General features: G+C 64.9%; 20 protein-coding genes. 7 read left to right on the top strand and 13 right to left on the bottom strand.

Annotated features, from left to right (window positions below):
- Nucleotides 1-31: 31 nt before the first annotated feature.
- Nucleotides 32-355 (top strand): flagellar hook-basal body complex protein FliE, encoded by a 324-nt coding sequence (gene fliE / locus AACH00_RS15075; protein ID WP_341399990.1) that lies wholly within the window; start codon nt 32-34, stop codon nt 353-355.
- Nucleotides 356-381: 26 nt separating this feature from the next.
- Here fliE and AACH00_RS15070 read toward each other — a convergent pair whose 3' ends face one another.
- The 7 genes from AACH00_RS15070 to AACH00_RS15040 all read right to left on the bottom strand — a co-directional run bounded on the left by AACH00_RS15070 (nt 382) and on the right by AACH00_RS15040 (nt 6,813).
- The gene (locus AACH00_RS15070) at nt 382-1,143 is read right to left on the bottom strand and encodes a flagellar brake protein (RefSeq protein WP_341399989.1); all 762 of its coding nucleotides are present in this window, start codon (nt 1,141-1,143) and stop codon (nt 382-384) included.
- 14 nt (nt 1,144-1,157) lie between these two features.
- A complete protein-coding gene (locus AACH00_RS15065; RefSeq protein WP_341399988.1) occupies nt 1,158-1,457 on the bottom strand; it encodes a flagellar protein FliT in 300 nt (99 codons plus the stop codon).
- Between the two features lie 33 nt (nt 1,458-1,490).
- Nucleotides 1,491-1,928, bottom strand: coding sequence for a flagellar export chaperone FliS (gene fliS, locus AACH00_RS15060; protein ID WP_341399987.1), 438 nt, complete (start codon nt 1,926-1,928; stop codon nt 1,491-1,493).
- Between the two features lie 175 nt (nt 1,929-2,103).
- Nucleotides 2,104-3,531, bottom strand: a complete 1,428-nt coding sequence (gene fliD / locus AACH00_RS15055) for a flagellar filament capping protein FliD (RefSeq protein WP_341399986.1) — start codon at nt 3,529-3,531, stop codon at nt 2,104-2,106.
- A 139-nt stretch (nt 3,532-3,670) separates the two neighbouring features.
- Nucleotides 3,671-4,516 (bottom strand): flagellin N-terminal helical domain-containing protein, encoded by an 846-nt coding sequence (locus tag AACH00_RS15050; RefSeq protein WP_341399985.1) that lies wholly within the window; start codon nt 4,514-4,516, stop codon nt 3,671-3,673.
- Nucleotides 4,517-4,807: 291 nt separating this feature from the next.
- On the bottom strand, nt 4,808-5,650 hold the full coding sequence (locus AACH00_RS15045; protein WP_341399984.1) for a flagellin domain-containing protein: 843 nt from the start codon (nt 5,648-5,650) through the stop codon (nt 4,808-4,810).
- 320 nt (nt 5,651-5,970) lie between these two features.
- Nucleotides 5,971-6,813, bottom strand: a complete 843-nt coding sequence (locus AACH00_RS15040; protein WP_341399983.1) for a flagellin N-terminal helical domain-containing protein — start codon at nt 6,811-6,813, stop codon at nt 5,971-5,973.
- A gap of 262 nt (nt 6,814-7,075) precedes the next feature.
- Between AACH00_RS15040 and AACH00_RS15035 the strand changes: the two genes are divergently transcribed.
- From AACH00_RS15035 to AACH00_RS15025, 3 genes are all read left to right on the top strand, one after another.
- Nucleotides 7,076-8,161, top strand: coding sequence for a glycosyltransferase (locus AACH00_RS15035; protein WP_341399982.1), 1,086 nt, complete (start codon nt 7,076-7,078; stop codon nt 8,159-8,161).
- A complete protein-coding gene (locus AACH00_RS15030) occupies nt 8,158-10,059 on the top strand; it encodes an O-linked N-acetylglucosamine transferase, SPINDLY family protein (protein WP_341399981.1) in 1,902 nt (633 codons plus the stop codon). Before AACH00_RS15035 ends, AACH00_RS15030 begins: the two co-directional genes overlap by 4 nt.
- Nucleotides 10,060-10,157: 98 nt before the next feature.
- Nucleotides 10,158-10,532: a hypothetical protein gene (locus tag AACH00_RS15025; RefSeq protein ID WP_341399980.1), complete on the top strand. Its 375-nt coding sequence runs from the start codon at nt 10,158-10,160 to the stop codon at nt 10,530-10,532.
- 241 nt (nt 10,533-10,773) lie between these two features.
- On the opposite strand, the gene pseF is transcribed toward AACH00_RS15025, so the two are convergent.
- From pseF to AACH00_RS14995, 6 genes are all read right to left on the bottom strand, one after another.
- Nucleotides 10,774-11,580, bottom strand: a complete 807-nt coding sequence (gene pseF, locus AACH00_RS15020; RefSeq protein ID WP_341399979.1) for a pseudaminic acid cytidylyltransferase — start codon at nt 11,578-11,580, stop codon at nt 10,774-10,776.
- 23 nt (nt 11,581-11,603) lie between these two features.
- Nucleotides 11,604-12,659 (bottom strand): putative sugar O-methyltransferase, encoded by a 1,056-nt coding sequence (locus AACH00_RS15015; RefSeq protein ID WP_341399978.1) that lies wholly within the window; start codon nt 12,657-12,659, stop codon nt 11,604-11,606.
- Between the two features lie 23 nt (nt 12,660-12,682).
- Entirely contained in the window at nt 12,683-13,831 is a 1,149-nt protein-coding gene (locus AACH00_RS15010) for a hypothetical protein (RefSeq protein ID WP_341399977.1), read from the bottom strand.
- A gap of 144 nt (nt 13,832-13,975) precedes the next feature.
- Entirely contained in the window at nt 13,976-14,191 is a 216-nt protein-coding gene (locus tag AACH00_RS15005; RefSeq protein WP_341399976.1) for a polysaccharide biosynthesis protein, read from the bottom strand.
- A 107-nt stretch (nt 14,192-14,298) separates the two neighbouring features.
- Complete coding sequence (locus tag AACH00_RS15000; RefSeq protein ID WP_341399975.1) at nt 14,299-14,778, bottom strand: adenylyltransferase/cytidyltransferase family protein; 480 nt, start codon at nt 14,776-14,778, stop codon at nt 14,299-14,301.
- The gene (locus AACH00_RS14995; RefSeq protein WP_341399974.1) at nt 14,775-16,214 is read right to left on the bottom strand and encodes a CDP-glycerol glycerophosphotransferase family protein; all 1,440 of its coding nucleotides are present in this window, start codon (nt 16,212-16,214) and stop codon (nt 14,775-14,777) included. The genes AACH00_RS15000 and AACH00_RS14995 overlap by 4 nt, the downstream gene beginning before the upstream one ends.
- Before the next feature lie 315 nt (nt 16,215-16,529).
- Between AACH00_RS14995 and flhD the strand changes: the two genes are divergently transcribed.
- From flhD to motA, 3 genes are all read left to right on the top strand, one after another.
- Complete coding sequence (gene flhD / locus AACH00_RS14990) at nt 16,530-16,853, top strand: flagellar transcriptional regulator FlhD (protein ID WP_341399973.1); 324 nt, start codon at nt 16,530-16,532, stop codon at nt 16,851-16,853.
- Between the two features lie 62 nt (nt 16,854-16,915).
- The gene (flhC, locus tag AACH00_RS14985; protein WP_341399972.1) at nt 16,916-17,503 is read left to right on the top strand and encodes a flagellar transcriptional regulator FlhC; all 588 of its coding nucleotides are present in this window, start codon (nt 16,916-16,918) and stop codon (nt 17,501-17,503) included.
- A gap of 357 nt (nt 17,504-17,860) precedes the next feature.
- Nucleotides 17,861-18,718, top strand: coding sequence for a flagellar motor stator protein MotA (gene motA / locus AACH00_RS14980; protein WP_341399971.1), 858 nt, complete (start codon nt 17,861-17,863; stop codon nt 18,716-18,718).
- Nucleotides 18,719-18,727 lie beyond the last annotated feature (9 nt).

The raw sequence follows: 18,727 nt of genomic DNA, 5'->3' as shown, positions 1-18,727 counted from the left end.
CCATGCATCCCCGACCCTTCGGAGGCGCCCCATGGATCTGAAACTCAAGCCTTTCGACTTCTCCCAAGCTGTTGCGCGCGCCGGCCTTGCCCCGGACGGCACGCCGCTGGCCAAGGCACGCCCGGTCGAGAAAGCCGACTTCCAGAGCGCCATGACGCAGGCCCTGAAGCAGGTCAGCGACAGCCAGCTGGAGTCGTCCCGGCTGCAACGCGAGTTGCAGCTCGACAACCCTTCCGTCAGCCTGGAGCAGACGATGGTGGCGATGCAGAAATCACAGATCGGCTTCCAGGCCGCCCTGTCGGTGCGCAGCCGGCTGGTGCAGGCCTACACCGATGTGATGAACATGCAGGTCTGAGCGCGCTTCGAGCGCCCTGCCCTTGCTCAATCCAGCGACAGCGTGCGCCGGCGCTTCTGGGTCTGGTCGATGTAGAGCTGCAACTGCCGCGTCGCCACCGGCGACAGGTTGCGCAGCTCGCAACCCAGGCGCACACCCTTGGCTTCGGGCTGCAAACCCGTCACGTGGTGCACCACGAGCCCTGAGCGGAAGTCGGTATCGGCGTCCAGTTCCAGCCGCGCGTCGTTGATCAGCCCGCCCGGCTCCAGCATCGGCATGTCGCTGGGCATGAACAAGGCACAGCCGCCCATGCTCACATCCACGACCCGCAATTTCAGCTGCATGTCGGGCATCGACGGATGGCGGAAAGTGGCGGTCGGTGAGCTGCGCTCGATCGTGCGCACCCGGTAGGCATTGCGGCGCTGGAAGCGGTAGACCTCGCGCGGCATCGCGGCCTGCAGCACCGAGGCCTGGCGGCCATGCACCAGCACGCGGTCATGCACGTCGAACTGCACCTTGATCTGGTCGAGGTAACACACCGCGGCGACATCTTCGGCTTCCACCAGGTACTGCACCGACGGCGAGAGCTTGTCGGCCGTGAAGGTGATCTTGCCCTGCTGGGCGTCCACGGCCCAGAGGGTGGAGGTGTAGCCCGAGCCATCCGATCCGCTCAGGTTCACCAGCACCTCACGGTCCTGCACGGTCTTGAGCAAAGCCCGGATCTCGAAAGGATCGTCGACCCGGAACTGCGCGAAGCTGTCACCGGAACCCATGGGATCAAGCGAAGCAGGTTGGGTGTCGGAAAACATCGCCGCGGCCTCCTTCAATGCAAGGTCTTGGACTTGCCTGACATCATCATGTCGAGGTCTTCCAGCCAGGGCTCGGCCAGGTGTCGGATCTCCGCGTCGTTCAGCAAGATACGCTGCATGATGCGCGACTTCACCTTGGTTTCATCCTGTTGCAAGGCCTCGGTGTGGGCGGCGTTCTTGAGCTGAGCGATCAGCACCGCGCAAGCACCCTCGAGCTTGACGACTTCATCCCATTGGCCATTGCGGGCGGCTTCCAGCATGTCTGCACTGGCGCGCTCGATGGCCTCGTAGTAGTTCAGCAAAGTATTGTTCATGGCGCTGGTCCCCAAAGACATCCGAATCCCCGATCAGCTCTTGGTGCCGTTGACTTGGGGGGCGATGTCACGCCAGGCCTGACGCAGCGGCTCGATGAGGCGAACGCACTCGTCCAGCATGCTTTCGTCATTGCGCACATTGGCCAGCGTCAGCCGCAGGCCCACGTATTCGTAGAGTGCGGTCAGGTCTTGCGCCAGGTCGCCGCCGGCCGTCACGTTGAGACTGGCCTTGAGGCCTTCGTCCACGATGCGTGCGGCACGCGACAGGGCCTTGCCCTTGGCTTCGATCTCACCGGTCTGCATGGCACCACGCGCCTGGGCGATGGCGGTCATGTAGCCGTCAAACAGCATTTCGATCAGGCGGTGCGGGCTGGCTGCCTCGACACCGGTCTGGACGCCCACCTGGTGGTAGGCCTGAGCAAAGCTGCCGCCACGGCCGAAGGGGGAGCTGACACTGGGGTGGTTGTACATCTTGGTTCTCGCAAATCAGTGACCGTTGAGAAGTTATCGGCCGCCCCGCCTGCCCACTTGAGCCGACGAAAGAACCTGTTTAACCCCCGGTTTCCCGCTTGAAATCGCTGGAATCAGCGCCTCGGGATGCAAAAAGGGCGCCCGCAGGCGCCCTTGTCGCTGGCCGCGACTGCCGTCACAACAGACTGAGCTGCTGCGACACGTACGAAGACAGATTGCTGAGCTTGGACATGTTGGTGTCCAGCGTCTGGTACTGGGCGCGCAGCCGGGCTTCCACGCTGGTGATCCGCGTTTCCATCTGCGCTTGCCGGTCGTTGTTGCGCTTGACCTGCTCATTGAGCGCGTCTTCACGCTGCTGCAGGCTGCCGTCGACATCGAGCACACGCTTGCCCAGGTCACGGAAGCGGTCCATGAACCCCGAGTTGGCGGTGGTGCTGCCGTCGGTGGCCAGCAACTTGCGCAGCTCATCGGGCTTGGCCAGGGCATCCGACAGCTTGGTGGCATCGGTGCCCAGCGTGCCGTCGGCCTTCATCGCGATGCCGATCTCGGACAACCTTGACCAGGTGCTGGAGGCCGATGAGTTCTGGTTCAGCATGCCGCGCAGCTGCCACTGGAAACCGATGGTGGCCTGGTCGCCCTGCAGCACCCCACCCTTCTTGGATGCGGCGTCGTACTTGGTCTGGTCCTTGATGAAGGTGGCCAGCTCGTTGAACGCCTTGACGAAGTCCTCGATGCCGGTCTTGACCGCGCTGTTGTCAGCGGTGATCGTCAATTCCACCGGCGTGGCACTGGCCTTGGCCACGGTGAAAGACAGCCCGTCCGCCACGCCGTCGAAGGTATTGGTCTTCGACTCGACCTGGATGCCGTTGACCATCGCCTTGGCGTTGTTCGACCACTGGTTCAGCGTCATCGTGGTGCTGGCGGTCAGCGGGCTGTAGGCCAGGGCCGACAAGCCGGTGGTGGCGTCGCCGTCATCGGTGGTCTCGGCGGCCGAGATCCGGAAGCCGTTTTCTTCACCGGTGGCCGTTGAGCGCAGCGACAAGCGCGCGCCGGTGGCGTCGTTCACGATGGTGGCCGTGACGCCAGCGCTGGCGGCATTGATCTTGTCGCGGATCTTGCTCAGGCTGGTTTCACCGGCACCGATGGTGATGGTGGTTGGCGAGGCACCGCTCTTGGGCGAGAACTGCGTGGCGGGCGGGCCGTCCCAGGCGCCCAGCTCGATCGTCAGGCTGCCTTCATTCAAGGTGGCGCTTGATGACGCGAAGGCATTCGACGTGACCGTCTGGCTCGACGCCAGCTGGCCCACGGTGACCGAATACCGGCCGGCCACGGCCGCCGAGGTGGCGCTGCCGGTGATGGCGGTGGCGTCCCCGGAGGCAAATGTCTTCTGACCCCACAAGGTGACCGACGACAGGGCGTTGGCCTTGTCGGTCATGGTGGAGGTGAGGCTTTGCAGCTTGCCGATGGACGACAGCTGCGTATTGGTATCGGTGGTGCGCTGCTTGAGCAGATCGATCGGGCGACGCTCCACAGCCAGCAGCGCAGAGATGATCCCCTCGGAATCGAGACCGGAACCCACACCCAGTGAACTGATGGCTGCCATGACTATTTCCTCGCGTCGTCTGTCTGGGTTGTCGGCCTGGTCCGGAAGAACTTGAGGCCTTTCCAGCAAAAATGCCGCCGCCGGCCAACCCCGTCAGGGGATGGCGCCGCGGCGGCCTGATCGCATGCCTGGTCTCGACTTATTGACCCAGCAATCGCAAAACCTGCTGCGGCAACTGGTTGGCCTGGGCCACCATCGCATTGCCGGCCTGCTGCAAGATCTGCGCTCGACTCATGTTCGCCGTTTCCTGCGCGTAGTCGGCATCCATGATCCGGCTGCGCGCCGCCGCCTGGTTCTCCACCGACTGCTGCAGGTTGGAGATGATGGCGTCGAAGCGACTCTGCGTGGCACCGAAGGTGGCTCGCGTGTCGTTGACGGTGTTGATGGCGCCGTCAATGTTGCTGATGACCGTGGCGATGGCGCTGGCATCAGCCGTGGCACCGATCGTGGCGCCGGTGGTGACCGCCGTGATGGTCGTGTCCGAGCCCATGTTGACGGTATCGATCTCGATCACGTCGTCCACGGTGACATTGGCGCCGATCTGGAAGGTCAGCGTCGTCGCGTCGGTGCCCAGAATGTGTTTGCCGTTGAAGCTGGTGCCGCCAAGCACCCGGCTGATTTCCTTCTGCAGCTGGGCGAATTCCTTGTTCAGGGAATCCTTGTCCGAGCTGGAGTTGGTGGCATTGCGGGCCTGGACAGCCAGTTCCCGCATGCGCTGCAGTGAGTCGCCCACCTTGGAGAGGGCGCCTTCTGCGGTTTGCGCCAGCGAGATGCCGTCGTTGGCATTGCGGACTGCCACGTTCATGCCGCGCACTTGCGCGTTCATGCGTTCGGCAATCGCCAGGCCGGCGGCGTCATCCTTGGCGGAATTCACCCGCATCCCCGAAGACAGTCGCTGCATCGAGGTGGCGAGTGACGACTGCGAGGAATTCAGGTTTCGCTGCGCATTGAGCGAAGCGAGGTTCGTGTTAATCGTCTGTGGCATGCGAGCACTCCTCAAGAATCAACCACACCCGGCGAACGTGCCGGACCTTCGAGGCCACGCCGGAACTGCGCGTGGCTTCCAAGCCCGGTACTGGTCACCGTCGAACGTGGCACCTTGCGGCACCGCGCGTCTCGGCAGTGATTCCGGACGACGCCTATCCCAAATGGAGAGGCGTTGGAGTGATTCTGAACAGGGTGCCCCCTGTGCAAAGCAGCGAAATAAAGCAAATTCGCCCGCCATCTTCAATCGATGGCGGGCGAATCAGGCGCTGGTGGCGCCTGGGGGTCAGTCTTACTGCAGGAGACGCAGGACCTGCTGCGGTGCCTGGTTGGCCTGGGCAATCATCGCGGTGCCGGCCTGCTGCAGGATCTGCGCTCGGCTCATGTTCGAGGTTTCCACCGCGAAGTCCGCATCCATGATCCGGCTGCGGGCGGCGGACTGGTTTTCCACCGACTGCTGCAGGTTCGAGATGACCGCCTCGAAGCGGCTCTGGGCGGCACCGAAGTCGGCACGCTGGTCGTTCACGGTGTTGATGGCCGTGTCGATCGCGCTGATCACATCGCCGATGTCGGAGACCGTGGCATTGCCGTCGATCGCCACCCCGGTGGTCACGGCCTTGATGTCCGCGTCCGAGGTCATGTCGGTCGTCTCGATCTGGATGATGTCGTCATCCGTCACGTTGGCGCCGACCTGGAAGGTCATGTTGGTGGCGTCTGCCCCCAGCATGTGCTTGCCGTTGAAGGCCGTGCCACCCAGCACGCGGTTGATTTCCTTCTGCAGCTGACCGAATTCCTTGTTCAGCGAATCGCGGTCCGAGCTGGAGTTGGTGGCATTGCGGGCCTGGACAGACAGCTCACGCATCCGTTGCAGCGAATCACCCACCTTGGCGAGGGCGCCTTCTGCGGTCTGCACCAGCGAGACGCCGTCATTGGCGTTGCGGATGGCCACATTCATGCCCTTGACCTGGGCATTCATGCGTTCGGCGATCGCCAGACCGGCGGCATCGTCCTTGGCCGAGTTGATGCGCATGCCGGAAGACAGGCGTTGCATCGAAGTCGACAGCGAGCTTTGCGACGAGCTCAGGTTGCGTTGAGCGTTCAGCGAAGCGATGTTGGTGTTGATGGTTTGCGGCATGTTGATACTCCTATTACAGGTTCCAAAAGTCTCCGGTTAAAGCACCGGCGTCGTTTCATCGACCAGCGCCAGGTGCTCCTCCGATCGGGTGGAGAGCTGTGCTCGCCGCCTGACCTTTGGCCGTCTCACCGGACCGCAGAACTGTGTAAATCACGTCCTGTTGTGTTGGGTATCGGAAAGCCGCTTTCTCAACTTGAGAACTTTTTTAAAAGAACCTGCAGGCTGAAGGTCCCTTGCGGGTCCTTCAGCCAGGTGCAGTCACGGGGGGTCCTCTGCCAGAGGACGATCCAGGCGACCCACCTATGCGGGTCGCCGCAGTGTCATCGAAGCAATGACAGGACGTTCTGCGGCAACGCGTTCGCCTGGGCGATCATCGCCGTGCCGGCCTGCTGCAGGATCTGCGCTCGGCTCATGTTGGCGGTTTCCTGCGCGAAGTCCGCGTCCATGATCCGGCTGCGGGCGGCGCTCTGGGCTTCCACGCCTTGCTGCAGGCTGGAGATCACCGACTCGAACCGGCTCTGGGCTGCACCGAACTCGGCACGCTGGTCGTTCACCGTGTTGATGGCGGTGTCGATCGCGCTGATCACGTCACCGATGTCCGACACCGTGGCGTCGCCATCGATCGACACGCCGGTGGTCACGGCCTTGATGTCGGCATCAGACGTCATGTCGGTGGTCTTCACCGAGATCATGTCGTCGTCGGTCACGTTGGCGCCCACCTGGAACTGCAGCGTGGTGCCATCGGCGCCCAGCATGTGCTTGCCGTTGAAGCTGGTGCCACCCAGCACGCGGGTCATTTCCTTCTGCAGGGCCGAGAACTCCTTGTTCAGCGAGTCGCGGTCCGAGCTGGAGTTGGTGGCGTTGCGCGCCTGCACCGCCAGCTCACGCATGCGCTGCAGCGAATCGCCGACCTTGGAAAGCGCGCCTTCTGCCGTCTGCACCAGCGACACACCGTCGTTGGCATTGCGGATGGCCACGTTCATGCCCTTGACCTGGGCTTGCATGCGTTCGGCGATCGCCAGACCGGCGGCGTCGTCCTTGGCGGAATTGATCCGCAAGCCCGACGACAGCCGCTGCATCGAGGTCGACAGCGAGCTTTGAGAGGTAGCGAAATTGCGCTGCGCATTCAGCGAAGCAACGTTGGTGTTGATGGTTGCGGGCATTTGAGCTGCTCCTTCACGGGGTGTTGAACTGGACCCGGGTTCGGGCCCGGAGATTGCGCCCCCGTCAAAGTTTTGGGGCCGTACACTGGATTTCGGAGAGGTGATCGCTGAACTTGAGGTTTTTTTTTGCCTCTTTTCCTTCGATCACTTTCGGACGAGCTGGCTTCTTGAGTCGGGCCGGGGCACTTGAGCCCCATGGAAGCCCGCCTCTACCCTGCTTATCGGCCTTTAAGCGCAGAACCTCAGACCTAAAGTTCCGCGCATGCCTGCCGACATCCAGCCCCGCCAAGGCCCGCGCCGCGTGGCGCTGGTGATGATCGTGCGCAACGAAGCCGCACATCTGGGCGCTGCCCTCGCCAGCGCCCGACCCTGGGTGGACGATATGCTGGTGCTCGACACCGGCTCCACCGACGGCACGCCCGAGGTGGCCCGCGCCGCCGGTGCCCGCGTGGCCCACCTGGCCTGGCCGAATGATTTCAGCGCTGCCCGCAATGCAGCCCTGGCGCTGGCCGGCGCCGACTGGCACCTGGTGCTGGACGCCGATGAGCGCCTGACCGAAGGCGGCCCCGCCATTGCCGCGCTGCGCCACACCCCCCCTGACCACGTGGGTTGCGTGCGGGTGGACAGCAGCTACGACCAGGGCGACGCGGTGGCCACTTCGCCCAGCTGGATCAGCCGGGTGCTGCCCGGCCACGTGCGCTACACCGGCCGGGTGCATGAGCAACCGCAGCACCAGCTGCCCGTGGTGCGGCTGCCGGTGCGCATCAGCCACGAGGGCTACCGCCAGCAGGCGCTGCAGGCCAAGGCCGGCCGCAATACCGCGCTGCTGCAGGCCGCGCTGAAAGACGATCCGCACGACGCCTACCTCTGGTACCAACTCGGCAAGGACCACGACGTGTACGAGCGCTACACCGACGCGCTGCACTGCTTCCACCGCGCCGAAGACCTGCTCGAACCCGACCCGGACACCCCGCCCGCCGCCCTGCCCGCCTGGCTGCATGACCTGGATGTGCGCAGCCTGCATGCGCTCAAGCGCTGCGGCCGTCATGCGGAAGGCCTGTGCCGCGCCGAGCAGCAGCTGCAGCGCTGGTCCGAGTCGCCCGACTTTTTCTTCGCCCTGGGCGATCTGCTGCTCGACTGGGCCGCCGACGAGCCTGCCCGCGCCCCTGATCTGCTGCCAATGATCGAAGAAGCCTGGCAGCGCTGCCTGCTGATCGGCGAGCGGCCTGAACTGGAAGGCGCCGTGGCCGGCCGAGGCAGCCACCTTGCCGAACAAAACCTGGCGCTGCTGAGCGCCTGCCTGACTGACAGCGCCCCGGCGCACCCTGAACTGAGCCCCACGCCATGAGCAATGCCACCCTCCAGCGCGCCGAGCGCCACCTGCAAGCCGGCAAGAAGGCCCTGCAGGCCCGCCACTGGCTGCAGGCCTGCTCCGAGTTCGAGCAAGCAGCCAGCCTGCACCCCGGCAACCCGCGGCTTTGGCTGCAACTGGCCGGAGCGCTGGCCAAGGCCGGCTACCCCGAGCGGGCCATCGACCACGCCCAGCGCGCCGTGCGCATGGCCCCGAAAGACGAGATGTCGCGGCGCCTGCTGGCCGAATGCCTGATGAAGATGAACCGGCATGCCGAAGCCGCCCGGGTGCTGGACGAGCAAGACGCCGAAGCCCCGCGCGATTTCGCCTGGCATGACCTGCACGCCACCGCGCTGTTCCAGTGCAAGCGCTTCAACGACGCCATCCAGGCCAGCTTCGCCGCACTCTCCATCAAGATGGACTCGCCGATGGTGCATTACCGGCTGGGCCTGATCTTCAAGGACATGAACATGGCCAAGGAGTCGGTGGAGTGCTTCCGCACCGCCTCCCTGCTGGACACCGGCTCGGTGCGCGCCCTGGCGCTGTCGCTGCTGGTGCATGAAGGCCGCCAGTGCTGCGAATGGAGCCAGATCGAGGACGACACCACGCAGCTGCTGGCCGCACTCGACAGCGCCGACACCAGCACCGGCGAGCAGCTCTCGCCCTTCGCCTTGCTGGCGGTGGACGCCACGCCCGCCCAGCAGCGCCGCATCGGCGAGCTGCGCACCCGCCAGCTCACCCGCCACATCAAGCCCTTCGACAAGCGCGGCGAGCGCCGGCCCGGCCCGATCCGGGTGGCTTACCTGTCAGGCGACTTCCACCACCACGCCACCGCCGTGCTGATGACGCAGATGCTGGAGCAGCGCGACACCAGCCGCTTCGAGGTGCATCTCTTCTCGCACAACGGCGAAGACAGCTCGGCCACCGGTACCCGCGTGCGCGCCGCCTGCGAGCAGTTCCACGACGTGACGCACCTGACGAACGAAGCGATTGCCCGGCGCATGCGCGAGCTCGACATCGACATCGCGGTCGACCTGAAAGGCCACACCCGCAACAGCCGCTTCGATCTGCTGGCCTTCCGCCCGGCTCCGGTGCAGGTGGCATTTCTGGGCTACCCGGCCACCAGCGGTGCTGACTTCCTCGACTACATCGTCGGCGACCCGGTGGTCACCCCCATCGAGCACGCAGGCAATTACACCGAGTGCATCGCCCAGATGCCGAACAGCTACCAGCCCAACGACCGCCACCGCGCCCTGCCCCCGGCGCCCAGCCGCGCTTCACTGGGCCTGCCTGAAGACGCCGTGGTGCTGTGCTGCTTCAACCAGACCTACAAGATCTCGCCGCACATGCTGGACCTGTGGGCCCGCGTGATGGCGGGCGCTCCCAAGGCGGTGCTCTGGCTGCTGGCCTGGAACCCCACGGCCAAGGCCAACCTGAACCGCGAGCTGGTGGCGCGCGGCGTGCCGCCCGAGCGCATCTTCTGGGCCGGCACCAAGCAGATGAATGATCACATCGCCCGGCTGCGCCAGGCTGACCTGTTCCTCGACACCTGGCCCTGCAACGCCCACACCACCGCCAGCGAGGCCCTGTGGGCCGGTGTGCCGGTGCTGACCGTGCCGGGAGCCACCTACGCCTCCCGGGTGGCGGCCAGCCTGGTCACGGCCTGCGGCCTGCCCGACCTGGCAGCGGCCGATGAAGACAGCTACGTGGCCCTGGCCACCGCGCTGGCGAACGAGCCAGAGACGCTCGGCGGCCTGAGCGAGTACCTGGAGCAGCATCGACTGGAGTTGCCGCTGTTCGACTCGGCCCGCTACACGCAAGACTTTGAAGCGATGCTGGTGCGCATGTTCGAGCTTGAGCAGGCGGGTGAGCCGCCCACGGCGTTGCTGGCCTGAGCGCGCGCCCGGCAGACCAGACCGGGCACGGAACTGCCGGAAGCCCTGAGCATCGAAGGGAACGCGGAGAGAATGCCGCAACTCTCAGGGAAGCCGCCGTGAACACCAGCGTCGAGAAACCACACGACCAGACCCCCGCCAAGCCAGCCGAGCCCGGGCGCAACGCCATGTGGGTGCGGGAAGAACTGGTGCAGCTGCTCTCACTCTCGGCCACGCTGGCCGGCCTGTGCATCACCGGCGTGACCCTGATCCAGACCACCAGCAAGGCCTCGATGGCGCAGACGGTGGCCGATGACGTGCTGGCCTCGTCGTCGCTGCTGTTCCTGCTGACCACCTACATCATCTTCTTCGCGCTGCGAACGCGAAAGCCGAAGCTGGCCGAGCGGCTGGAGCGGGTCGCTGACGGCCTCTTCCTGGTCGCCCTGACCGGCATGGTGCTGTGCGGCTTCATCATGGTGTATGCCATCTGGTGATGGCGCCCTGAAGCATCAGGAAGAGCCCCGGGCGACCGGTGCTGATGACGCGACAGGCCCGTCCGCAAACCACGACGACACACTGAACGAACCTGGCACTGCAAACCAACAGCGCCCGTCAGGCAAACAGCGATGAAAAGCGCCGAGTCCGCCTCGCCTTGCGCTTGACACAGGGGGCAGTGCCTCTCTGCAAACTCGGCGATCCCATGGCTCGGGCGAGCCCGACAGACAGTCGACCCGCTCAGACGGGTGCTCGGCCCGGGCGATGTCGACTCCACGCGTCAACGGCACTTCGACCAACGCCTGGCAATGAGTCAGGTGTCCCCAGCCCTGCCGGGCGCATCCGACGACGTGGAGCCCAGGCAAGACCCAGCTTCAAGGCAAGGAGCGCCTCTGCCCGTGCCCAGTCTTCCGGCACATCAATATCGACCACGCTATGCGCTGGCAACACGAAGGTCGAGGCATGTCCATGCACACTCCAGCCACCCAGCCATGTTGCGGTCTCTGCCCAGTAGAACTGACCGGCGTCATAAAAGGCTGGCTCCAGATCCTGGCTGCGGGTCTGCACATGCTCAGGGTAAAGCGGTGCAGTACGGCCATCCGCTTCACGGCGCAGCGCGCGCTGGATGGGTGACTCAAATGCCAGCACCGGAAACGCATAGACGGTAGCGCCGGGCTGCCTTTGCAGCAACGCAAGGCCCTCCTGCAAGGCAGACACACTCAGCAGCGGGACGGCCGGATACAGGCAACACACCTGCCTTACTGTTGAGCCAGCGTCGAGCAATGCCTGCACCGCATGTGCCACCACTGGCACCGTCGGCGCAAGGTCGTCTGCCAGCGCGGCAGGTCGGACAAACGGCACCTCCGCGCCCCATGCGCGGGCCACGGCGGCAATTTCCTCGTCGTCGGTCGAGACAACCACGCGCTCAAACAACCCGCTGTCCCTGGCTAGCGCAATGGCATGAGCCAGCATCGGCCGTCCTGCAAACATGCGAACGTTCTTGCGAGGAATGCGCTTGCTGCCGCCCCGGGCAGGAATGATCGCCACGCGACCGGTTGTAGCGGACTGTGTCATGACTGCCGCCGAAGCAAGGTGAGTTCAGAGTGGAAGCCGTCCACGGTCTTGAACCCGAAAGGCAAGGTCGCGCGTTCCACCACGTCATACCCCGGCAGCATGTCGGGGTAGTCATCCCCCGTCACCGGATCGTCCACCCCGTGGCGCTGGCCAGGGACACGCTTCTGCTTGCCCTCGCGCAGATTGCGCAGCAGCACCCAGCGGGCCTGCAGGCGCATGGCCTGGGCGAGGTAATTGCGGACGATGTGGGGCTCCATTTCCTGGAACGAAATGAAGTTCACGAATAGGTCAACCCGGCCCTGCAGCTGCTCGATCTGCCAGGCTGCAAGCACGGACGCCGGTGGCAGCGTCTCGATGTGCAGGCTGGCCTGCCCATGGGTCTGTGCCCAGCCCGTCACCCGGGACGCACCCAGGGCCTGCTCCAGGTACCACTGGGCGACGAAGCTGGTGGGGGGAATGTCAATGTCGATGTAGCGCCAGTCGGGCATGCCGCTGGCAGCCAGCACCTCGCCGAGCGTGCCGAAGCCACCCCCCACCTCGAGCACAACCCGGGGCAGCTCGGCACCGAGGTGCTTCTTCAGCATCGCCAGTCCAAGCAGGTAATTCATGGACGAGCGGCTGAAACGCCGACCCTCGAAGCTCATCTGGCCCACCGGGCTGCCGGCCTCGCTTTCGCTGAAGGTGTGCAGGTGCGGCAGACGCGTCGGATCGTCGGCGGCCTTGAGCACGCGGTAATCAGCCTGGGCTGCCGATTCACCTGACAGGAACTGCGCCATCGCCAGTTGCGCCTTGGTAGCGCCGGGGTAGTCACGCGCCAGCAAACCGGTCAGCGCCTGCACCTGTTCCGCGGTGAAGCCGCTGACCGGCACACCCCAGGTCGGCACGAAGTAGTTGAGCGGTGTTTCCATCGACCGGAAATGCTCGATGCCGCCAGCGCACAACTCATCCACGATCGTGGCCGAGGCGTCGCGCCAGAACACGGAGGGCTGGTAGATGTCTGGCGCCGTGGCCATGGCTGCGCGCACGGCAGCAAGTTCAGGATAGGCCTTCATGGGTAGTCCCGTGGTGAATTCATTCAGTCCAGCAAAGGCAGAATCTGGCCGGCGGCCACCAGCTGGTTGTCTACCAGCCACTGAACCAGTGGGCCGTCACTGCCGCCCTGGGGGGTGTCAGCACGACACAGCACGGCGTCCACCATCGAGGCCGGCATGGTCAGATGAAAGGTGCTCAACACGCCTGCCACACGCTGCGGCAGCAGGCCGGCCATCAGCAGCACCTCCAGCGGCACGCGCTGCGGCAAGGCGATCACGTCGGCGCCGAGCGCAGCCTGAATGGCCGCATCGTGGTCGCCGTTGGCCGGATGGCCCTTGTAGCCAATCGCCCGCAGGCCGTCAAAGCAGTGGTGCTGGTGCAGCGTGGCGATGGCGCGAAGCTGGCTGTCGCGCAGGCGCAGGTTCCAGGCCTTGTCCCAGGCGCCGGTGCCGGTGAAGAGCACGGCATCTGCAGCGCCGGCCAGCGGCACCAGAGTGTCGGCCACCTCCGGGGTCAGGCCGAACAGCGCGAGGTAATGGTCGCTCTGCGTCTGGGTCAGGCCGGGCAAGCCGTCAAACACCATGGGCTGGATGTGCTGATCAAGCAGGGCGCAAAGCGCTGCGCCCTCGGGTGTGCGCAGCAGTGCTTGTGGATGCAGCCAATGGAAGGTGGTGGGCAGCACCATCGGCCAGGCGTGGCTGTGGGGCAATGTCCAGCTCAGGGGCTGGCCGCTGAAGAGGTGGACCTCCAGTTCACGCGCAGCCACAGCCAGCGCGCTCGACAGATCAGGCCATCGTGCCAGCTCGTCGCGTTGCAGCGGCCCCACCGAGCCGTCGTCATAGAGGTGGAGTCGCACCCGCACCGCGCCACTGCGCAGCGCCGGGGCCAACGCCTGCAGCAGCGGCGCCACACCGCGCCAGGCGTGGTACTGATTGGAATGGATCTCGATGTCGCGGTGGCCCTGCTTGACCAGTGTGCACACCTGACCCACGAAGGCTGAGCTGATGGCGGCCATCTGCGGCAGGTACAGTGCGCCGGTGCCGGCCAGCTGCGCTTCGCTCAAGGGGAGGCGCAGCCAGGTGATGAGCTTGGTGATGGCCGGGTCGTCAGCGCAGCGCACGAAGTCCGCCATCTGGTGCACCAGCGGCAGCGACGTCGAGTCGATGTATAGCTTGAGCAATCGTGCGGACATGGTGCGCCCTTCTGGGTGTTCAGCGTGCCGCCAGCGCAAATCGCATTACGGCCACAGCCTGATGCTGATGTGGGTCAGTGATCGCGAAGTTGAACGGCAGCGAGATCGAAAGCGGCGTTGTGCGGACGGATGTGCGGCGCACATTCACCTCGATGAATGCCGAACCCACTGCATGGATGAGCCAAGCGCGCAGCGCAAGCGGGGACGGAACTGCTGCTGCATCTCGAACTGCTTGAGTTCGTCCCGCGAGAACACCACCAGGCGGCGGACGCCCGGGTAGCGGGCCAGCACCGTCTTGACAAAAGCCTTGCCAAAGGAGCCGGTGCCCCCGGTGATCAAAACGGATTTGTCGTTCAGCATGTGCGTGGCCCTGTTGGATCGTCTGTCAATCCAGTGTGGCCGACGGCCTGCGGAACTAAAGCACGAATATCACCGGTTTAGGGGCGCCTTTTTGCGCCCTGTTCGTCTCAGCCCAAGGCCTTGACGCGCGCCAGCACGTCGGCCTTCAGCTCGGTGGTGGACACCCCTTCCGTGCGCGGCAGGTAGACCACGTCGCACAGGGTCTTGAACTCGTTGAAGCGGTCGGTCCAGTCGCTGCCCATCACCAGGGCGTCCACGCCGAAGGCGCGGATGTCGCGGGGTTTCTGGTTCCAGGCTTCTTCGGCGATGACTTCGTCGACGTAGCGGCAGGCCTTGACCATGGCCACGCGGTCTTCAAACGGCACCACCGACTGCTTGCCCTTGATGGCATTGAACTGGTCGGTGGAGACGGCCACGATCAGGCGGTCGTAACGCTGGCGGATGCGCTCGAACAGGCGCACATGGCCGATGTGGAACAGATCGTAGGTGCCGTAGGTCAGCGCCACGGTGCGATGCTCGGTGGGCTGGCGCGGCACGCTGCCCATGGCCGGGCGGGCGAGCAGGTGGGCAGGCAGGGGCAGGTTCATGGGCACTCTCCTTGGGCGCTGTCCAGCGCCAGGTCCAGCTCTTCCAGCAGCAGGCCGGCGAAGCGTTCGCCGGCACCGCCGTCGACGTGGTCAAACAGCCGGCCGCGCAGCGCGGCCCGGTTCGGGGCAAATTCAGGGCCGTGCGCGTCATACGGCTTGAGCAGGTTCAACAGGCCCGCCACATCGCTGGCCATCGGGCCCGGCTTGGCCTCGAGCTTGTCGTCGAACAGCTGGCGCGACTTGGTGATGTAGTCCTGGTGATCGGGCCGGAACAGCAGAACAGGCCGGTCGAGCAGCAGGTAGTCGAACATCACCGACGAGTAATCGGTGATCAGCACGCTAGCTTCACGCAGCAGCGGGTAAATGTCTGTGCGCGGCGTGACAAAACGTGCCGTGGGCAGCGCCTGCACCAGCTGCGGAATCATCGGTGACTCCACCGGGTGCATGTTGATGATGAGCACATCACCGCGGCGGGCCAGCTGCGCCGCCAGGGTTTCCAGGCCGGCCTCGATGATCCAGCTGCCGCGCTTGGCATTGCGGAAGGTGGGCGCATACAGCACCACGCGCCGGCCGGCGGCGCGGGCGGCGCGAGCTTCTTCCAGCACCACCATGTCCACGTTCAGCAGGTCGGCGGCATCGGGCTCGCGCAGCAGCACGTCGTTGCGCGGGTAGCCGATGGGCGCATAGCGTTCGAAGCCGAACCAGCGGCGGAACTCGCCCTCCTGGCTGCCCGAGGTGCCCACCATGCGGGTGAACGGGCCGCAGGTGGCCAGCACCCGGGCGAACTGCGGCGTCATGTTCTTGAGCGGCGCGAGGTTGCGCAGGCCGATCTCCTTGATGGAAATGCCGTGCCAGAGCTGCACATGGCGCGCCCCGGCCAGCAGCGAAGCGGCGTAGGGGTTGGGGTTGAGCAGGTGGTCGCAGGTCACCACCACCGCCGCGCTCAGCGCCGCCGTGATGTGCTCAGGCCCCCAGTCCGAAGCCTTGAGCGGAAAGCAGGCCTCGCCCAGGCCGTTGACGGCCTCCACCTGCTGGTTGGTTTGCGGCAGGAACCAGGTCTGGATGCCGGCGGCGCGGGCCTTTGCCCGGAACGCCAGCCAGGCGTATTTCACGTTGCAGCCGAAGTAGCTGGTACCCACGAACACCACGCTGCGGGTCTTTTGATGGAAGCGCGAGGTGGTGGCGAGATCCGTGCAGGCGGCCGCCAGGCGGCTCTGCTGCTCCAGCGCCGCCACGCGGGCGGTGAGTGCAGCCAGGCCGGCGGCGTCGGTTTCCTCTTCCGGGTTCACCTGGGTTTGCAGGCCCACCACGGCGTCCACCAGGCTTTCGATCGCCTGGCTCATCTGGCCGCCAAAGGCCTCCACCGCGTCCAGACGCTCGGAGAGCAGCGTCAGGTCGGTGGCGGTGTCCAGCACGGGAGCATCTTGGAGGTTCATGGCGGCGTCGGGCGCTGTGGGTACAGCAGGGCTTTTTTGCGTCTTGTCATGGTCGCAAAGCCGCCGCACACCCAAGCCCTGAAAAGCAGCCGGGCGGCCCGTCTGTTCGCACTGTCAGGCGCTGGGCGGCCCTGCTGACGCCCGGCAGATCGGCGCTGACACCGGCTTGCCTGACACGCCGTGTAGGAATTTGTCTGACACGGCTCACAGAAAACAAGGGACTCAAGCTTGAGAAGTAAACCGATGTTGCTGCCCAGTTCAGATCCTTAAAGTTCATCTCACGCCAACACCGAATCACACCCCAGGAGAAGCACCATGGAAACCACCCAAATCCTCGCCGAGATCCGCGAAGCCAACCTCTCCTACCTGATGCTGGCCCAGAGCCTCATCCGCGTTGACCGCGAACAAGCCCTGTTCCGCCTGGGCGTCTCGGAAGAGACCGCGAACCTGCTGAACACGCTGACCCCGGCGCAGATGATGAAGATCGCCACGGGCAACACCCTGCTCTGCCGCTTCCGCATGGACGACGACCTGGTCTGGGGCCTGCTGACCAGCCACGGCAAGTCCTCGGCCAACGACAGCGTCTCGCGACTGCACGCTTCCATCCTGATGGCCGGCCGCCATCAAGAAGCCGCCTGACCCCCGGTCAGACCGCTTCAGACACCAGCCAACACACATAGAAACAGGACGGAGAGAACACCATGGCCCGCACCAAGAGCATCCTGACCGAAGCCCGCCAGATCGAACGCGCCGTGACGCTGATTCAGCTGGGCGCCCGCTTGCAAGTGCTGGAATCGGAGACCGATCTGTCGTATGAGCGCCTGCTGCGCCTGTACAAGGAAGTCTCCGGCCGCAGCCCCTCCAAAGGCCAGCTGCCGTTCTCTACCGACTGGTTCATGACCTGGCAGCCGAACATCCATGCCAGCCTGTTCCTGAACATCCACGAGTACCTGAACAAGACGTCGGAGCTCGAGGAAATCGACACCGTCATCAAGGCCTACCAGCTCTACCTGGAGCAGACCGCTGCCCAGGGCCTGGAGCCGATGTTGTCGGTGACCCGCGCCTGGCGTCTGGTGAAGTTCGTGGACAACGGCATGCTGACCATGACCAAGTGCACCAAGTGCAGCGGCCACTACGTGACCCACCCGCATGAAATGGCCCGCCACTTCGTGTGCGGCCTGTGCAACCCGCCGGCACGTGCCGGCAAGGGCCGCCAGGCTGGTGCCCTGCAACTGCCGAATGCGGCTGAACGCCTGGTGGGCACCACCGGCCTGGCCGAAGCCCTGTGATTTTTTTGGCGGACCGTTGAACTTTGAGGTTTGGAGGGCATCTACCCTCTCAAGCCGGGGTTGAACGGGCCGACAACCTGTTGAGATCTCCGGATCCAGAGTTTTTGTTCATGCTTGTCTCCTCCTAGCACACCCCTGTGCTTTCAGGCGGGCTCTTGCGAGAGTCCGCCTTTTTTCTTTCTGGCGCTGCACTCCGCAGTCGCCGCCGTCCAGCAACGGCAAACCGGTGAGCGCCCCGCTTTTCCGGCGACCAAACCACTCAAGACCGCGTCAAAGTGCACCGATATGCCCAACAAGGGCTCGTGCAGTTCGGTTTTGCTTGTGCCGCACCCCAACCGTTAGCTGGAACTCCTCACCATGTTTGTCATCATCGGCTGGCTGCTTGCCATCGGTTGCATCTTCGGCGTGTACATCGCCCACGGCGGCAACATCGGCGTGATCCTGCACGCCTTGCCGTTCGAAATGCTCACCATCTTCGGTGGCGCCATCGGCGCCATGGTGGCCAACAACCAGCCCAAGGTGCTGAAGGCCACGATGAAGGGCCTGGGCGCCTGCTTCAAGGGCAGCAAGTACTCCAAGGCCCGCGCCATGGACCTGCTGGCCCTGCTGTATGAAATCCTGCAGAAGGCGCGCAAGGAAGGCCTGATGTCGATTGAAAAGGACGTCGAGGACCCGCACAGCTCGCCGCTGTTCCAGAAATTCCCGGTGGTGGGCAACGACCACCACGTCACCGAATTCGTCACCGACTACCTGCGCATGATGGTCTCGGGCAACCTGAATGCCCACGAGATCGAATCGCTGATGGACACCGAACTCGAAACCCACCACCACGAGGCCCACGGCGCCGCCGCCGCCATTGCCCGACTGGCCGGCGCCCTGCCCGCCTTCGGCATCGTGGCCGCCGTGCTGGGTGTGGTGAACACCATGGGCTCGGTGGGCCAGCCCCCGGCCGTGCTGGGCGGCATGATCGGCTCGGCCCTGGTGGGTACCTTCCTGGGCATTCTGCTGGCCTACGGCTTTGCGGAACCGCTGGCCGGCCTGCTGGAGCAGAAGATCGACGAGGACGGCAAGGAGCTGCAATGCATCAAGACCACGCTGCTGGCGTCGATGCAGGGCTATGCCCCGCAGGTCGCCATTGAGTTCGGCCGCAAGGTGCTTTATTCCACCGAGCGCCCGACCTTCGCCGAGCTCGAAGCCCACGTGAAGAAGAAGTAAGCAGGAGCG

The sequence above is a fragment of the Ideonella margarita genome (genome assembly GCF_038066635.1).
Taxonomy (GTDB): domain Bacteria; phylum Pseudomonadota; class Gammaproteobacteria; order Burkholderiales; family Burkholderiaceae_C; genus Ideonella; species Ideonella margarita.
This window is presented reverse-complemented; position numbering and strand designations above follow the sequence as displayed.